Origin of the sequence: Paenibacillus sp. IITD108 (assembly GCF_036541265.1) — a bacterium.
In the GTDB taxonomy this organism is placed as follows: Bacteria; Bacillota; Bacilli; order Paenibacillales; family Paenibacillaceae; genus Pristimantibacillus.
Genome location: NZ_JAZHCT010000021.1, coordinates 41,872 through 58,347, shown reverse-complemented (window position 1 = coordinate 58,347; position 16,476 = coordinate 41,872). Strand labels below are relative to the sequence as shown.

The window sequence follows — 16,476 nt, the reverse complement described above, 5'->3', positions numbered from 1 at the left end:
AAGCAGTAGGAGAGAGTAGCGGAGAGTGCGCCAAATCCCGTAAAATCAACCGTTTTTATAAGAAGTGAATCGGATCTGATATAATGATACCGCTTTCTTTTCGTAATTTCAGCCTGATGCGATCGATTGATTCTTGTTGAAAGCCTTTTCCAGACTTATGCTGAAAGTGCTTACAAAAACGAAAAGAAAGGAGGCTCGCCAATTTGGAAGCCCCTACAACAAGACTGAACGTTCATGTAAAACGGAGCAGATTTGAAGGCTTGCGGAAAGTTATTCGCTACCGCAATTTATACCTGATGCTGCTTCCAGCTATCGCCTACTATTTAATATTTCATTATTATCCGATGTACGGCGCAACGATTGCTTTTAAACAATTCAGCATTATAAAGGGGATTCATGGTAGCCCCTGGGTTGGTTTCAAGCATTTTGAAGCGCTGCTGCAGCTGGATAAGTTTTGGGAAGTATTTTGGAATACGATTGTAATAAGCTTGTATCGCTTATTCTTCGGTTTTCCGCTGCCGTTATTTGTTGCGCTGCTTCTTAATGAAGTACGCAAAATGGCATTCAAACGCACCGTTCAAACCATTATTTATTTGCCTCACTTTATTTCTTGGGTCATTATGGGCGGGCTGCTAATTAATTTATTGTCTACTGATGATGGAGTTGTTAACCAAATTATTCGATCATTAGGAGGCAATAGTATCGGCTTTTTAAGCGATGAAGCGTATTTCCGTTCCACGCTTGTAGGATCGATGATTTGGAAGGAGTTCGGCTGGAATACGATTATCTATATGGCGGCGCTTGCTGGAGTAAATCCTTCCTTGTATGAAGCGGCCTGGATGGACGGAGCCAATCGAATGCAGCGAATATGGCATGTTACCTTGCCAAGCATTCGCACAACTATTATGATTTTGCTTATTCTTAGAATCGGAAGCTTGATGGAAGCTGGCTTTGAGCAAATTTTTGTGCTTTATCATTCCGGCGTTTACCGTGTGGCCGATATTATTGATACGTATGTCTATCGAACAGGGCTTGCGGATGGAAAGTTCAGCCTTGCAGCTGCACTGGGCTTGTTCAAATCCATCATTAACTTTGTGCTGCTGGTCATCGCGAATCAGCTATCCCGAATGAAGGGTGATCAAGGCATATTCTAGCTTTTACAAAGAACGGCGAGGCTGTTTATTTTAGATAGCGTTCAATATTAGTCATTTTGGTTAGGCGCAGGAGGTAGAGAAACTATGGACAAGGCCGGTTTAGGCGCTAAAATATTTCAAACATGCAATTACACCTTTTTAACGTTGATCACTTTGCTGACCCTGTTTCCATTCTGGGATTCATTAATTGTATCGATTACACCGATTAGCGAGAGCATGGCATCTAATTTACACTTAATTCCGAAAACGATTACATTTGAGGCTTATGAGTACATTATAGGTATGAACCAGCTTTGGAGCTCTTACGGAATTAGTATATTTGTGACGGTTGTAGGTACAATATTGAGCATGATTGTAACAACACTGGCAGCTTATGTATTATCGAAAAACTATTTGCCAGGCGGCAGAGTCATTATGTTTTTAATTGTTTTTACTATGATGTTCAGTGGTGGTATAATACCAACCTATCTAGTGGTAAAAGAGCTGGGAATGATGAATACGGTGTGGGCGATGATTATGCCGTTGATGGTTCAGACGTATAATCTGATTATTATGCGCACGTTTATGGCCTCTGTGCCTGAAAGTCTGGAGGAAGCAGCGCGTATTGACGGCTGCGGAGACTATCGTATATTATTTCAAATTGTGCTGCCATTATCCATGCCGGCAATTGCGACAATTTCACTATTTTACGCGGTAGCCAAATGGAATGAATTTTTTACAGCCGTTATGTATGTAACGGACAAAAGCGTATGGCCGCTCCAATTATTTATGAGAGCGATGCTTATTGATAATGAAGCGATGTATCAATCAGGGGGGGACAGTCCTTTCCTGCTCGGGCAATCGATCAAGATGGCTTCGATTATGATTTCTACTATTCCGGTAATGCTGATATATCCATTTTTCCAACGTTATTTTGTACAGGGAGCAACACTTGGAGCAGTAAAAGAGTAGCTGATCATTAGAATATTATAGGGGGATTTTTCATGAAAAAGAATGCTTCACGCACACTGGTATCTATTATATGCTTCATTCTTGCATTCACCTTGCTAGTTGGCTGCTCCAGCAATAATGGAGGAACAAAGCCGCAAAGCTCTGGGACGGATTCGGGAAGTGGAGAACCGGTTAAGATCGTTTATTTGACGCCTGGCGATTCGGCTGCCAAGCCAATCCAACCGGGGGATCGTATTATTGCAGAAATCAACAAGCGCTTAGGTATCGAACTTGAAATTAAATTTGTGCCGGAGGGCGGCTTTGAAAAAATCAATGTGGCAATGGCTACAGGCGACTTCCCGGATGTGGTGACAGCGCAATACCCATCCTCTTCACTCAGCCAATGGATTGAGGAAGGCTTGCTTGTTCCGCTGAACGATTATTTGCCAGATATGCCTACAGTAAGAGAAAAGCTGGAAGACAAATTTTCCTGGACTGCTGTTGACGGAAAATATTACGGATATCCATTTATAGAAGAGAAGTCGAACGCAACTATGACTTACCGCGCTGACTGGCTGGAGGAGTTAAATATTGCGCCGCCAAAAACATTGGATGAATTTTACGAAGCGTTAAAAGCGGTTGCAACCAAAGATCCGGATAAAAACGGTGTGAATGATACGTATGGCTTGACGGGTGCAAAAGAAAACGGCTTTAACAGCTCGTTCAACTTTATTTTCTATGCGTACGGCTTACCTTATGGTGATTGGATTTTGGATGATAACGGCAAAGTAGCGCCTGTATTTGAGCATCCTGCGTTCAAGCAAGGGGTAGAGTATATTCATAAGCTGTGGGAAGAAAAACTGATTGATCCTGAGTTCTTGCTTAATGATACTCAGAAACGTGAACAGAAGTTATTCCAAAGCAAGGCCGGATTTATGATTGCTCCGCTATTCAGACACGTAAACAGACTTGAAAAAAGCTTGCAGGAGCTGACGCCAACAGGAAAACTGGGCTTTATTGACCCGCCGGCTGGACCAGAAGGCACGCACGGTGTAGTAGGGGACAAAAAAGGCGGATTGTTTACAGCTGTTACAACGAAAGCGAAGGATCCAAAGAAAGCTGCTCAGTTTATAGAATTTATGCTTTCCCCTGAAGGCAGAGAATTGCTGGAGCTAGGTTTTGAAGGCATTCATTACACGAAAGACGGCGACAAAATTAATTATAATGAGGAAGAACGCGCGAAGGATAATTTCGCATCCAATGGCTGGGCGCATCCGCTGGCATGGGGCAACGTAGTTTGGCCGGTGACTAGAAATTATTTGCCACAGACAGAACCGCAGGCCGATCGTGCAAAACAGTCAGTAGAAATTGCAACAAGTAATTTGGTACCAAATTTGGTTAATACAACGACTCCTGAAGAAATTGAAATGGGCGGCGTGTTTGGAGCGGGCATTCTTAGCGAGCTTGCAAACCAGTACTATCTTGATATGATCGCAGGTAAGGTGGATATTGATAAGGGTCTAGCTGAGCTGTCTAAAAAATGGCGCGAGCAGGGCGGCGATAAAGTGCTTGCTGCTGTAAATGCAGCCTATGAGGCTCAGCAGAAATAATAGTAATAGCAGGGAGTGGGAAATATGGCTTCAATGATGGGCAGCAAGCCTAATATTGTATTCATACTTTGCGATGATATGGGATCATGGGCAATGGGCTGCGCGGGCAATACCGATATTAGAACGCCTAACCTGGATCGGCTGGCAGCAGAAGGAATTCGTTTTACGAATTTCTTCTGCACCTCTCCTGTATGCTCGCCAGCGCGCGCCTCGCTGTTTACAGGCCGCATTCCATCACAGCATGGCGTTCATGACTGGATTTGCGAAGGCAATATGGGGGAAAACGCTATTCAGTATTTGCAAGGACAGCCAACCTATACAGAAATGCTTGCTGACAATGGCTATGTATGCGGATTAAGCGGAAAATGGCATCTGGGTGACAGCATAAATCCACAAAAGGGCTTCAGTCATTGGTATGTTCATCAGTTCGGGGGAGGCAGTTACTATAACGCTCCTATGATACGAGATGGACAGCCTGTACAGGAGCCTGGCTATGTGACCGATTTGATCACGGATGATGCCATTGCATTTCTTGCCAAGCAAAGTGCGGAGCAGCCTTTTTATTTAAGCGTGCACTATACGGCTCCGCATACCCCGTGGATTAACAATCATCCGCAGCATCTGGTTGATTCTTATGCTGATTGCGAATTTGACTCTTGTCCGCGAGAGCCGAAGCACCCGTGGCAAATCAAGTCAGAGCCGTACTGGGATGACCGGAATACGAATCTGCAGGGCTATTTTGCCGCTATTACAGCCATGGATGAAAATATTGGGCGTATTATCGATCAGCTTGAGCAAACGGGCATGCGTGAAAATACGATGATTTGCTTTATGAGCGATAATGGCTACAATTGCGGTCATCATGGCATTTGGGGAAAAGGCAACGGGACCTTCCCGCAAAATATGTTCGACACCTCCGTTAAGGTTCCGGCTATCTTCTCGCAGCCTGGCCGCATTCCTCAAGGGGCCGTCAATGATGAGCTCGTAAGCGGCTACGATTTCATGCCGACGATATTGGAATATGCAGGACTGCCGCCTCATGGCGATGACAGTTTGCCGGGCGCGAGCTTTCTGCCGTATTTACTGGGCGAATCCAAGTCGCAGCATAAACATATCGTTATCTTTGACGAGTACGGGCCAGTTCGGATGATACGCAGCAAGGAATGGAAGTATGTGCACCGTTATCCGTACGGGCCGCATGAGCTGTTCAGCTTGCAGGACGATCCGGAGGAGCAACATAACTTGATCGATCAGCCAGAGCACCAAGAGAGGCTGGAGGAAATGCGCGCCGGGCTGGAGGATTGGTTTTTGCAGTATGTTGATCCTGCCCTTGACGGTGTCAGACAGCAGGTGTACGGCTACGGGCAAGCCAATCTTGTTGGACCAGCTGGTAAAGGCAAGGTTGCTTACCGGGGGCTGCAGTAATAGGAAGCTGGAGGATCGGGGCCAGGGCGACGAAGGCTATTCGCTAGCCCTGGCCCCTTTTCGGAGTAGGCGGCAGATGGAAGCAGGAAGTTGCAGGTCTAGTCGACCGGAGCGGGAACTATGGACAATGCCGTGGAATATAAGGGTGTACGGGTGTAAAGGAAGCAGTAAAGTAATAGTGTAGGATGTAGAATCGGCCATTATGGCGGAGGCTCTGGTATACCATGAGTGTAAGCAGGAGGCAGTAGAGTAAGAGTGTGCTTAAGAGTGTGCGGTTGTTTGTACTGACTTTTGGAATGAAGTAATCTCATACAGAGCCGGTCGACGTTACCTCAAAACGGCTAAATGTATATGAAATTTCATATACATTTCGCTGAAACGCCTCAAAAAACAAAATTGTATATGAAAAACCATACAGAATCGGTCGGCGCTACCTAAAACGGCTAATTGTATATGAAATTTCATACACATTTCGCTAAAATGCCCCGAAAAACAAAATTGTATATGAAATTTCATACACATTTCGCTGAAATACCTCAAAAAACACAATTGTATATGAAATTTCATACACATTTCGCTGAAATACCTCAAAAAACAAAATTGTATATGAAATTTCATACACATTTCGCTGAAATACCTCAAAAAACACAATTGTATATGAAAAATCATGCACATTTCGCTGAAATACCTCAAAAAACACAATTGTATATGAAAAATCATATACATTTCGCTGAAATGCCCCAAAAAACAAAATTGTATATGAAAAATCATACACATTACGCTGAAATGCCCCAAAAAACACAATTGTATATGAAAATTCATATACATTTCGCTGAAATGCCCCAAAAAACACAATTGTATATGAAAATTCACACAGAGCCGGTCGGCGCATCCTCAAACTACTTTTATTTGGCACATTTCGCGATGTAAAGGTTTTTCAACAGCCTGAAAAACTTAGACTGTTGAAAAACCCTCAATAAGTACGTAGCAATAAAGGTAGGTATCGACTATCACATATTGCTTGTTGCCCTGTCTACAAGGAATCAACAATTTCGCTAGATAGTCAGTCGTTCCGTTATTATAGTCCAAATCGTAGTTTTGAGGAGGAAAAGTAAAATGTATTTAGCAGCCCAGGTGTGCTTGTTCAATCAGCTTGACGCATTCAAACAAAAATAAACCGCACATTCCAAGAGGAAGTGCGGATTATTTTAATGTATAGGAAAGTATAAGTTTTCACCTTATAGCTGTTCCTATACTTCATCGGTAAACGCGCCTCCTTCTTTCAAGCGAAGGACAGCGAGCCGTTTATCCTTGTGATGTCCTATAGAAGTACGCTTTATCGCATACCGTCCCATAGAAGTACGCTTTATCGCATACCGTCTCATGGAAGTACGCTTTATCGCATACCATCTCATGAAAGTACGCTTTATCGCATACCGTCTCATGGAAGTACGCTTTATCGCATACCGTCTCATGGAAGTACGCTTTATCACATACCGTCTCATGGAAGTACGCTTTATCGCATACCGTCCCATAGAAGTACGCTTTATCGCATACCGTCTCATGGAAGTACGCTTTATCGCATACCGTCCCATAGAAGTACGCTTTATCGCATACCATCCCATAGAAGTACGCTTTATCGCATACCGTCCAATAGGAAGTACGGTTTATTTCACTGCCGTATTCTACAGCAGCAATGACAGCTTACTTGTTAACTACAATTTTGTCAGTGCTCACGTAAGCATCGCTTAGCTGAGCTACCTCTGTGAAAAATGCAAGAGGGACGTAGGAGTTGCCTTTAAAAAGTACAGGTGCAGTGCCAAGCTTGATCGGCGCCATTCTGGCGAAAATATATTCGTCCTTGCCAGCTGTCAAGGAGATGGTATGACCAAGTGTAATTTGTTTTGTTTCATCGTTCCAGCCAACCTCATAGCCCAACTCTTCAGCAATGGCGCGCAGCGGAACCATGATCGTGCCTTCGTCATTCGAAAATGCAGCAGGTGCTTCGATTGTCTTGCCGCCTACTACGATGCTTTTTTCAGCAACAGCTACATCGCTTTCGTCTTCAAGAACTACGATGCGGGAAGGATTGGTTTGAGCAGGAATGCTCTTAGTTGTAACCCCGTATTCCACAAATAGCTTGCGGTCAATCAGGCTGCCTGTGAAAGGCTTGCCGTCAGGCGTTACGATCTTCGTATCCTCGCTAACTTTCAACGCCAGCGTGCCAGCGGAATTTGTCATGTTTTTATCGAAACGGTCAACGGTTGTATTGCGACCTTCCTTGACTACAGCTACCGCCTCAACATTATATTGCGGCGGATAGATTAGTATCATCGGCATCTTGGTGTTGAAGTATCCAACAACCTCTGCGCCTACCTCAAGCTTTTCGTCAACATAGGTTTTGTCTGATATAACCAGGTAAGCTGGCTGTTCGTCAGCAAGCTCCAGTTCAACCAGCGACATATCTTTATTGGCGCCATGCTCATTAATCGATTTAATCGTTCCTTTTACTTCAGCGTATTCAGCTTCCATTTGTTCCTCGCTATCCTTCTTTTCGTTTAGAACGGTAATATGTGAAGGTGTTGTTTGAGCTGGAATACTATCTGTCGATACGCTGTAAGTAACGACTAGATCACGGCCAGCAAGCTCGCCAGTGTAGGCAGTGCCATCCTGAAGTGTAATTTTAGTATCTTCCGAAATATTCAGCTTAAGGTCGCCATCGGAGCTGACCAGCTTATCGTCAAAACGGTCGACCTTAACGGTACGCTCTTCTTTGACAGCGGCTATTGCAACTGCATTGAATTGCGGAGGATATATGAATATAACAGGTGCATTTGCATCGTAGAACGAAACAATTTCACTACCAGCCTTAAGCTCGTCCATTACGTAGGTTGCATCTGTAACGACAAAACGAGTGATGCTGTCATCAGCGGACTTTACAGTAATAATCTTAGCATTTTCTACCGCTTCGTAATCTGCAATCTCTTGAATAACACCGCTGATCGATGCAAATTTAGGCGCGTTTACCTGCTCAGCGCTGTTTGCTTCAGCTCTTATTACTTGATCAACAGGCGAAGCGGCTGAAGTCGTTCCATTGGCAGAAACGATACTTGCTGCTGACATAGACAATACGGCGACGGACAACGAGCTGACTAATGTTTTTTTCAGTTTTTTCTTCATGTGTAAGTCTCCTTTGCTTAGAGGATAAGGGAAGGTCTGTGATGTACGGGAAACCACTTATCCTGGATTTTGGGAGAGTCTGTAAGCTCTCCTGCTTCAGCATGATTAGCAATCCTTAACGGTACGCCTCTCGCCTATTAAACGAGTGTATTAGTTTAAAGGTTGCGATTTTAGTAATATTTTCATAAATTCAAACCTCATTTAACTTCTCTATACGAAACTCACGCGGAGTCTTGCCGCTGAATTTTTTTGAACATGCGATTAAACGGAAGTAATTAAGCAAAATAAATAACAGACCCTTTAGCAGCGAGCTGAGCAGGACCGGAATAGATCGCCGTGACACGCTGTAAAATGTCCTCATGCGCTCCGTAGTGCGGCAAATGGGTAATGATCAGTTGCCTGGCGCGGGATTGTTGAGCTAATTTTCCTGTCAGTTCCGGTGTTAGATGACCGCTTGAGACGGAGACGTCATGATCATATACCGAGCATTCGGACAGCAGCAGGTCACAATCCGAGCAGAAATGAACCATATCATCCGTCCAATGCGTATCCGCTGTGTACACGAATGTATGCTCACCGTCGTCGAAGCGCATAGCCAAGCAATAAGACGGATGGTTGGTTTCGCAAAATGTGACGGTCCAAGGTCCGATTACAACAGAGGTGTGCGCTGTAATCTCGCGCCCTTCCGTGTAGTTCATATAATTCAGCGCTGAGAATTGCTCAGGTTCCTTACAATGACCGTAAATAGGGAAGGCTGAGGAGCGAAGCCCGCCAATTCGCTGCAGAAACATATTGTATTGCAAGCAGCCGATGTCTGCTTTATGGTCATGGTGATAATGCGATACAATCAAGGCATCGAGCTCGCTTAAGTCTACGAAGTTTTGTATTTGCGAGATCGCTCCGCTGCCGCAATCAATTAACAGGCGGAAGCCATCCTTTTCCAATAAATAGGCGGAGGTCGCTTCGTTTGCTGGCGGATAGGCACCCCAGCATCCGATAATCGTTAATTTCATAAATGTACAACCTTTCGTAAATGTAGAAGTTGAGAAGGGACAAGCATATTTGGGCAGCTAAATGCATTTTGTGCATCTAGATACTTTTTTTATCGAATATAGGATTCTACATGTATTAAATAACCGAGCAAAAGTCGTAATGCCATCAGTTTAGAATTATAACGGAACTGAGAGGCTCTATTTAGCAATAAAAAAGTATTTTAAAACTGTAACGGAACTGTGGAGCGCTATAGGTAATCTTTTCCCCGTTTAGGTAGTGATTTTGAGTAAATAAGGTTTCTCAGTTCCTTTAGATTTTAGAATAAGCTGATTTTCGTACAATAGCGTGTCTCAGTTCCGTTAGCGTTTTTCAACGACCAAATTTCGTAAAACTAAGTACAGAAAATGCAGTTAGCATTAGCGTGCGCTTCAGAACCCCTTCCACAAAACCAATTTATAAAGAGCTGCTGACGAGGGAGCGGGTATAGGCGTGCTGCGGATGCTGCAGAACATCTCTGCTGCTGCCCTCCTCTACGATAAGCCCTTGATGAATGACCGCTACTTTCTTTGCCAAGTATTGAACGACGTGCAGATCATGCGAAATAAAGAGCTGGCTTACTTTGTAGGCTTGCTGCAGGTCAAGTAGCAGGTTTAATATATTGGCTTGTACAGACAAATCAAGGGCAGAAACCGCCTCATCGCAAATGAGCAGTGCAGGCTTTACCGCCAGCGCTCTGGCAATTGCCACGCGCTGGCATTGTCCGCCGCTTAAGCGCGCAGGGCGGCTATGCATCAGAGACGTATTCAAACCAACATCTCCCATTAACTGTGCTATACGCTGCAGCCTGTCTTTAGGTTTATATCCAATCTTTGCTGCAAGCATGGGCTCTTCAATGATTTGCGCGACGGTCATTCTAGGATTTAAGGTTTCGGCAGGATCCTGAAAAATAAATTGCACGGAGCGGCGATATTCTTTGTATTCATGCTTAGTTAATTGCGTAATATCTTTTCCGCGAAAAAAAACCGAATTCTCAGGTGCCGATTGCAACCCTCCAATACATTCGCCAAAAGTGGATTTTCCGCTTCCACTTTCGCCGACCAGCCCAATAATTTCCCCTTCATTGATCGTTAGATTGATGCCTTTGAGCACGTCCAGCTTTTTTTTGCCACGGCCGGGGGTAGGGAAGGATTTACATAACTGTCTAACTTCAAGTAACGGCGCTGAGGACGAGCTCAAGCGATTCACCTGCTTCCTTTTCAAGAGGATGAGTGTTTGGAAACAGATCAAGATGGCATTTGTACTTGTGCAGACTTTCCAAGGCAGGATGACGGAATTCAGGAACGAACGCTCTGCAGCGGTCATGAGCAAGCTTACAGCGATCCTTATATATGCAGCCTTGTTCATTTTGTGTAATAGGAGGAACCTGTCCAGCGATACCCTTTAATCGCTCGCCTGCCTGGATCTGATAAGGAGTTGCTTTTAAGAGATCTTCCGTATAGGGATGCTTGGCATGCTTCAGCACAGCTTGGCCTGAGCCGTATTCGAGCATATGCCCGCCATATAGGACGAGCACTTGATCCGCAACATATTTAACAGCAGCAATATCATGACTAATAAATAGAATGGATATCTTCTTGGTTTGGCTCAGCATGCGAAATAAATCAAGAACTTGCTTGCGAATAGTCGCGTCCAGTGCTGTCGTTGCTTCATCTGCGATTAGCAAATCGGGTTGATGAATAACAGCTATTGCAATGACGGCGCGTTGTTTCATACCGCCGCTAATTTCATGCGGATAGCTTTTAAATACGCGCTCGGCATCTTGGATGCCGACATCAAGCAGAGCTTGCTTGGCGATCTGAATAGCTTCTGCTTTCGAAAGCTTCTGATGAGCGTAAATAGCATCAATTAATTGTTGCCCTATCGTGATGATCGGATTTAAGGCCGCTGCCGGATTTTGAAAAATATAAGCTATTTTTTTGCCATTCCACTTCAACCGCTCTTTGCTGGACAGCTCTAATACATTTGTATCAATTATAAATAAGCTGCCGCCTCCAATGCGCGCGCGCTTCGGCAATATATTCATAATCGCTTTGGCAAGCAGTGATTTTCCCGAGCCTGACTCACCAATCACCCCCATAATTTCTCCCTTTTTCAACTCGAAGCTAAGCGGACGCACAGCGGTCAGCCACTTTTGATTGACAAGCAATTCGATGCTTAGTTGTTGTACAGATAGCATTATGACACCGCCTCCTTATGTCGTGCTGCAATTCCATCGCCAAGCAGGTTAAAGCCCGCAACTGCGATGAATATCAAACAGCCGGGAATAATCGGATACGTGGGAGCTAAATAAATAAACGCTTGCGCTTCATTAAGAATGCCTCCCCAGCTCGGATGCGGCGGCTGAACGCCAAGACCTAAAAAAGACAGAGCCGTTTCCGTTAAAATACCAGCTCCGAGCGCAACGGAAATTTGTGCGCCCAGCTTGGGAAGAACCGCAGGAATCATATGGCGAAATAAAATGCGGGCATGCCCTGCGTGATAGGAGCGGGCAGCTTTTACATAGCCGTAGGATCCGGCTTCCAGAATGAAGCCGTTCATTAGTCTTGCAAAGGACGGGACGCTGAATAGGGCGATAGCAGCTAGAACGTTGTAAGTTCCAGTACCCATTACCGTAACTAGGATCAATGCGAGCAGCAGATTAGGGAAAGCAAACATCCCATCCATTACACGCATGATTATATTGCCTGCCAGCCCTCTAATATAGCCTGCAATAGCTCCTAATAAACAGCCCAATGCCATTCCACTTCCAACTCCGCCCAAAGAGACGATCAATGCGCTTCTTGACGCTAACAGCAAGCGGCTCATAACATCGCGGCCATATTGATCCGTTCCCAACCAATTCTCCCAGCTTGGCGGTGCGAAACGGTTCGCTACATTCATCGAATAAGGATCATGAGGCAGGTATACAAAGGATAATATAAACATGATTCCGATTAGAGAAAGCATAAAGACGCCTGCTTTGAAGGACTTCATGCTGTCACCTTCTTTCTTTGCTGAAAAGAGATGCGCGGATCAACGATGGAGTACAGCAAATCTACCAAAAGATTAATAATAATGACTGTAAAAGTAATAAATAAGACTAGCCCTTGCATTAAAATTAAATCACGCTGCTGGACGGCAACGAGCAGTAAACGTCCTATACCGGGCAGTGTGAATAACTGTTCAATAATAATGACTCCGCTAATCAGGCTCATCGTTTGAAGTCCCAGCATCGTAATCGGACCAATCAGGCTATTGCGCAAGCCGTACTGCAAATAGGTTTTTCTTTTGGGCAGCCCATTCGTGTGCGCAAATACCATAAAATCTTTATTCAAAACTTCAATATAAGAAGCTCTAATCATTCGAATTAACACTGCCGCCTCTCCGATCGCGAGTGTTACAGCAGGCAGGAAGAGTGATTGCATATGCGGCAGCAGGCCTTCCGAGAGCGGTTTATAGCTGCCCGGCGGAAACCAGGGAAGCAGCACAGAAAAGGCAATCAAAAGCAAAATGCCAATCCAGAAATTAGGTATCGCTATCGCAAACTGAACAAGCGCTTGAATAATTTTGTCTAGCAGGCTTCCTTTGCGAATAGCTGCGATTATCCCCAGCGGCAAAGCAACGATTAGAGTAATTAGCATGGAGAGAGCAGTTAAGGATGCAGATACAGGTATACGGTCTATAATGAGAGCTGTAACAGGCAGCTTATAAAGAAAGGATTGTCCAAGATCGCCCTGCAAGGCGTGTATCAGCCAATTCCAATACCGCTCATACCAAGGCAGATGAAAGCCATACTGCCGGCCAAGCTCCTCCACAAGATCGGGAGAAGCTTCGGTGCCGAGCATCAGGCGTATAGGATCGCCGGGAATAATCATCAATACTCCAAAAGAGGCAAACGAGACTATAAATAAGAGTAAAGCAGCCGAGAGAAGTCGCTGTATGAAAAAGTTCATTTCCTTCATCCTTATTCAGATAGATAGACTTCTTTAAGATGAATGATGCCGATTGGGAAGGAAGCCAGATTATGAACGGATTTGTTGAGCGCAAGAATACCTTCCATAGATTGCAAATATACGGCAGGCACTTCATTCGCCAAAGTTTTTTGAATAAAAGCATACTGCTCTTGACGCTTTTCGGCATCGCTGACAATTGCTGCTTCTTCTATAGCGGCGTCAATATCCGCATTAACATAATTAAAATAGTTTTCCTTTGAAGAAGATTGATAGCGGCTTAAGAAAGCATGCGGGTCAAGACGGCCAGTATGGCTGATTACCGTTAATTCATAGTTCCGGGCATCATACACATCAGCTAGCCATACGCCCCATTCAATGATTTCAATATCTACCTTAACCCCGATTTTGCTTAGCTGATCAGCAATCATTTGACCTGCATTGACATGATACGTATAACCTTCCGGCAATCTCATCTTTAGAGTAAAGCCATCCGGATAACCAGCTTCAGCCAGCAATGCTTTAGCTTCTTCAATGTTAAATGGAAGCACATCATTAGTATCTATATAGTAGGAGCTCAAATGCGGCAGATGGCTTCCCATAGCGGTACCGAAGCCCCAGCTTACGCCATCGATAATGTCCTGCTTGTTAATAGCCATTGACATCGCCTGGCGCACCTTTACATGATTTAGCGGCTCTACTGCCGTGTTCATCGCCATCAGCTGAATACTGTTCTGTACGGAACCTTGTGTTTTTAAATGTGTGGAAGCCTCTACTTGAGGAAGCTGTGCTCCAGAAATGGAGCCGACATGAACCGTTTGTGCTTGAAGTCCGGCAAGCAACGTTGTCTCGTTAGGAATAATAGTGAAGGTTGCACCGTCAAGATAGGGCAAGTCCGCCTCATAGTAATTTTCATTTTTTTCAATTTTAATATTTTGCTGAGGCTCATAGCTGACCAGCTTGAACGGTCCAGTTCCATAAAGCTTCCCATCGCTTTCTTCCACGATGGCTGCCCAAGGATTGGCAAGAGAGGAGATGAAGGTGGCATCCTTGTTGGCAAGAGTCATCATTAATTCAAGCTCGCTTTTTTTTACAATCGAAACAATATTGGCGTAATCTTTGGCGCGGGGACTGCTCTCCCCTTGCAAACGCGAGAAAGAGGCTATAACAGCATCCGCGTTGAAAGCAGCTCCATGATGAAAAGTGACATCAGGACGCAGCTTGAACGTCCACTCCAGCTCGTCTTCAGAAGCGGTCCATGCTGTGGCGAGCTGCGGGACAAGCTCACCGGCAGGTGTGACGCCAACTAATGTTTCAAAAAGATTGTCAGTGACGAGGAAGGTAGAAGCGGAGACTGTAGCATGCGGATCTAAGCCGTCCACATCATTTTGCATCGCATAATTGAGTATGCCGCCTGCAGGAATAGCTCCTGATCCGGCAGTATTCGTTGGAGAAGGTGACGGGAATTGCCCGGTGTTCGCATTCGAAGAGCCGGCAGGATTGGAAGCAGTGTTCGGATTTGCTTGCCCGCACGCAGTAACAATGATCATGACAGCAAGCGCCAAAAGAAGGACAGGAGTTTTTATAGTTTTCACGTGAATACCTCCAGAACGAGTATTAGTGTCGAAAGATACCAAAGGTGCTGAACAATTGCTCGTGTTTATGAAGCCGCTGCTTGACGAAATCAGGATGCTTATGAGCGATAACTTGAATAATCATCTGGCTTATCAATAATGGCGTGACGTAAGAATCTAAAAATCCGGGGGACTCGGTTGCTGAGACTAGGCTTACATCGCAATAAGAAACGGACGGTGCAACCGGAGAATCTGCAAATAAAATGCAGGTCGCTCCTGCTTTGTTGGCTTCTTGCACAAGCTTCGTTATTGGTTTGGAGTAGCGTGGAAACTGCATGGCTACCAGAACGCAGTCCTCCTTCATATTGGCGACATGCTCTGTCAAGCTTGAGGCCGATTCTATAACAGTCACGTTGCCGAATACAAAGTGCAGGGCATAGGATAATGAATGTGCGACGGAGGCAGTCATTTTCCAGCCAGCCACATAGATTTTGCTGGCTTGCCACAGATAATCCGCGGCTTTGTCGATATTTTCCTCCAGGGCAGCGGTGAATGTCAGCTGGAAATTGTACAGTTCTACCTCCAAGGCCTTTTTCATCCAAGAAGCTGGCGGAGCCTGCTGGCTTCTCTCCAAGCGGCGAATAGTGCGCAGGCTGTGCGCATTCTGCTGCATTTCCTTCTTCGCCTCGGCGAAGCTGCTGTAATTCAAATCCATAAATAATCGATGCACTGTCGCATCTCCTACTTCCGAAGCATGGGCGATTTCTTTAATGGACATAAACACAGCGTGATGGGTGTTTTTCATAAGCCAGGTAGCTGCTTTTTGCTGAGCTCGCCCCAAAGCATGAAATTGAGCCTCAATACGTTCATGAAGCGGACTATTCATAGGCGGCGTGACTGTGCAAAGGAAGAAGCTCTAGCAAATGCCGAATGTCTGGAACGACAGGCGTATAATTAAGCTCTTCCATGCCAAGCCGTCCGTAAGGATTCAATAGAAGTGTTGCTATGCCGACTTCGGCTGCTCCAGGCACATCATCGTAATAATTATCACCCACATATACGACCTCTTCAGAAGAACAATTTAATTGCAGCAGCAGCTCTTGGAAGATCGAGGGATCCGGTTTTTCGCAACCAAACTCGTCCGAAATAATAATGACATCAAACAGCTCATCTAATTCAAGAAACGATAGTATGGGCCTCGCTGATGCATCCCAATTGGAAAGCAACGCCAGCCGAAAGTTTTGTTCGCGAAGCTTTTGAAGTGTATCCACAGTCCACGAAAAAGGAGTCCAGAATGACTGTCCCGACTGCCATAATCGGTCGATCTCTTGTTTCATAAAATTGGTTTGCTCAATCAGATTGAATTGATGGCCTAGCAAAAAATTAACCTTGCCTACAAACCAAGGGAAATAATAATCCCATCCGGTTGAAATAACTTTTGGATATGCGCGCATAAACTTTTTGTCTGCCAGATGGTAAGCACGCCGTATAATCTCCTCCTCAAGCTCAATGCCTTGATTGCGAAGAAATTGCCGGTGCAGCTGTACGCGATTGTTCGTGACAAGGGTGTAGCCAAGATCAAAGGCGATCGCTTTTTTAGTGCTCCAATTCACTGCCTCAC

At 44.9% G+C, this 16,476-nt stretch carries 14 protein-coding genes; 4 read left to right on the top strand and 10 right to left on the bottom strand.

Annotation, left to right across the window (positions count from 1 at the left end; translation table 11 throughout):
• The first annotated feature begins 203 nt into the window (after positions 1-203).
• The 4 genes from V1L65_RS18315 (at position 204) to V1L65_RS18300 (ending at position 5,119) form a co-directional block, all read left to right on the top strand.
• A complete protein-coding gene (locus tag V1L65_RS18315; RefSeq protein WP_331700671.1) occupies positions 204-1,154 on the top strand; it encodes an ABC transporter permease in 951 nt (316 codons plus the stop codon).
• Positions 1,155-1,238: 84 nt separating this feature from the next.
• A complete protein-coding gene (locus V1L65_RS18310; protein WP_331700670.1) occupies positions 1,239-2,105 on the top strand; it encodes a carbohydrate ABC transporter permease in 867 nt (288 codons plus the stop codon).
• A 32-nt stretch (positions 2,106-2,137) separates the two neighbouring features.
• Positions 2,138-3,694 (top strand): extracellular solute-binding protein, encoded by a 1,557-nt coding sequence (locus tag V1L65_RS18305; protein WP_331700669.1) that lies wholly within the window; start codon positions 2,138-2,140, stop codon positions 3,692-3,694.
• Between the two features lie 24 nt (positions 3,695-3,718).
• Positions 3,719-5,119 (top strand): sulfatase-like hydrolase/transferase, encoded by a 1,401-nt coding sequence (locus tag V1L65_RS18300; RefSeq protein WP_331700668.1) that lies wholly within the window; start codon positions 3,719-3,721, stop codon positions 5,117-5,119.
• Between the two features lie 1,305 nt (positions 5,120-6,424).
• Here the strand turns inward: V1L65_RS18300 and V1L65_RS18295 are convergent.
• From V1L65_RS18295 to V1L65_RS18250, 10 genes are all read right to left on the bottom strand, one after another.
• Positions 6,425-6,739, bottom strand: coding sequence for a hypothetical protein (locus V1L65_RS18295; RefSeq protein WP_331700667.1), 315 nt, complete (start codon positions 6,737-6,739; stop codon positions 6,425-6,427).
• 84 nt (positions 6,740-6,823) lie between these two features.
• Positions 6,824-8,299: a stalk domain-containing protein gene (locus V1L65_RS18290; RefSeq protein WP_331700666.1), complete on the bottom strand. Its 1,476-nt coding sequence runs from the start codon at positions 8,297-8,299 to the stop codon at positions 6,824-6,826.
• Positions 8,300-8,574: 275 nt separating this feature from the next.
• Entirely contained in the window at positions 8,575-9,312 is a 738-nt protein-coding gene (locus tag V1L65_RS18285) for an MBL fold metallo-hydrolase (protein WP_331700665.1), read from the bottom strand.
• Between the two features lie 433 nt (positions 9,313-9,745).
• Complete coding sequence (locus tag V1L65_RS18280; protein WP_331700664.1) at positions 9,746-10,528, bottom strand: ABC transporter ATP-binding protein; 783 nt, start codon at positions 10,526-10,528, stop codon at positions 9,746-9,748.
• Complete coding sequence (locus V1L65_RS18275; protein WP_331700663.1) at positions 10,500-11,528, bottom strand: ABC transporter ATP-binding protein; 1,029 nt, start codon at positions 11,526-11,528, stop codon at positions 10,500-10,502. Before V1L65_RS18275 ends, V1L65_RS18280 begins: the two co-directional genes overlap by 29 nt.
• Positions 11,528-12,325, bottom strand: a complete 798-nt coding sequence (locus tag V1L65_RS18270; RefSeq protein ID WP_331700662.1) for an ABC transporter permease — start codon at positions 12,323-12,325, stop codon at positions 11,528-11,530. The genes V1L65_RS18275 and V1L65_RS18270 overlap by 1 nt, the downstream gene beginning before the upstream one ends.
• Positions 12,322-13,284 carry an ABC transporter permease gene (locus V1L65_RS18265; protein ID WP_331700661.1) on the bottom strand — a complete coding sequence of 321 codons (963 nt, stop codon included), beginning with the start codon at positions 13,282-13,284 and terminating at the stop codon, positions 12,322-12,324. The genes V1L65_RS18270 and V1L65_RS18265 overlap by 4 nt, the downstream gene beginning before the upstream one ends.
• 11 nt (positions 13,285-13,295) lie before the next feature.
• Positions 13,296-14,876: an ABC transporter substrate-binding protein gene (locus V1L65_RS18260; protein WP_331700660.1), complete on the bottom strand. Its 1,581-nt coding sequence runs from the start codon at positions 14,874-14,876 to the stop codon at positions 13,296-13,298.
• A 22-nt stretch (positions 14,877-14,898) separates the two neighbouring features.
• Complete coding sequence (locus V1L65_RS18255) at positions 14,899-15,741, bottom strand: MurR/RpiR family transcriptional regulator (protein ID WP_331700659.1); 843 nt, start codon at positions 15,739-15,741, stop codon at positions 14,899-14,901.
• A complete protein-coding gene (locus V1L65_RS18250; RefSeq protein WP_331700658.1) occupies positions 15,734-16,468 on the bottom strand; it encodes an HAD family hydrolase in 735 nt (244 codons plus the stop codon). Before V1L65_RS18250 ends, V1L65_RS18255 begins: the two co-directional genes overlap by 8 nt.
• Positions 16,469-16,476 lie beyond the last annotated feature (8 nt).

Coding starts and splice junctions, on each gene's coding strand:
- V1L65_RS18265 (WP_331700661.1), bottom strand. CDS start 13,284: ATGAACTTTTTCATACAGCGACTTCTCTCGGCTGCTTTACTCTTATTT.
- V1L65_RS18270 (WP_331700662.1), bottom strand. CDS start 12,325: ATGAAGTCCTTCAAAGCAGGCGTCTTTATGCTTTCTCTAATCGGAATC.
- V1L65_RS18300 (WP_331700668.1), top strand. CDS start 3,719: ATGGCTTCAATGATGGGCAGCAAGCCTAATATTGTATTCATACTTTGC.
- V1L65_RS18290 (WP_331700666.1), bottom strand. CDS start 8,299: ATGAAGAAAAAACTGAAAAAAACATTAGTCAGCTCGTTGTCCGTCGCC.
- V1L65_RS18285 (WP_331700665.1), bottom strand. CDS start 9,312: ATGAAATTAACGATTATCGGATGCTGGGGTGCCTATCCGCCAGCAAAC.
- V1L65_RS18310 (WP_331700670.1), top strand. CDS start 1,239: ATGGACAAGGCCGGTTTAGGCGCTAAAATATTTCAAACATGCAATTAC.
- V1L65_RS18305 (WP_331700669.1), top strand. CDS start 2,138: ATGAAAAAGAATGCTTCACGCACACTGGTATCTATTATATGCTTCATT.
- V1L65_RS18255 (WP_331700659.1), bottom strand. CDS start 15,741: ATGAATAGTCCGCTTCATGAACGTATTGAGGCTCAATTTCATGCTTTG.
- V1L65_RS18295 (WP_331700667.1), bottom strand. CDS start 6,739: ATGGTATGCGATAAAGCGTACTTCTATGGGACGGTATGCGATAAAGCG.
- V1L65_RS18275 (WP_331700663.1), bottom strand. CDS start 11,528: ATGCTATCTGTACAACAACTAAGCATCGAATTGCTTGTCAATCAAAAG.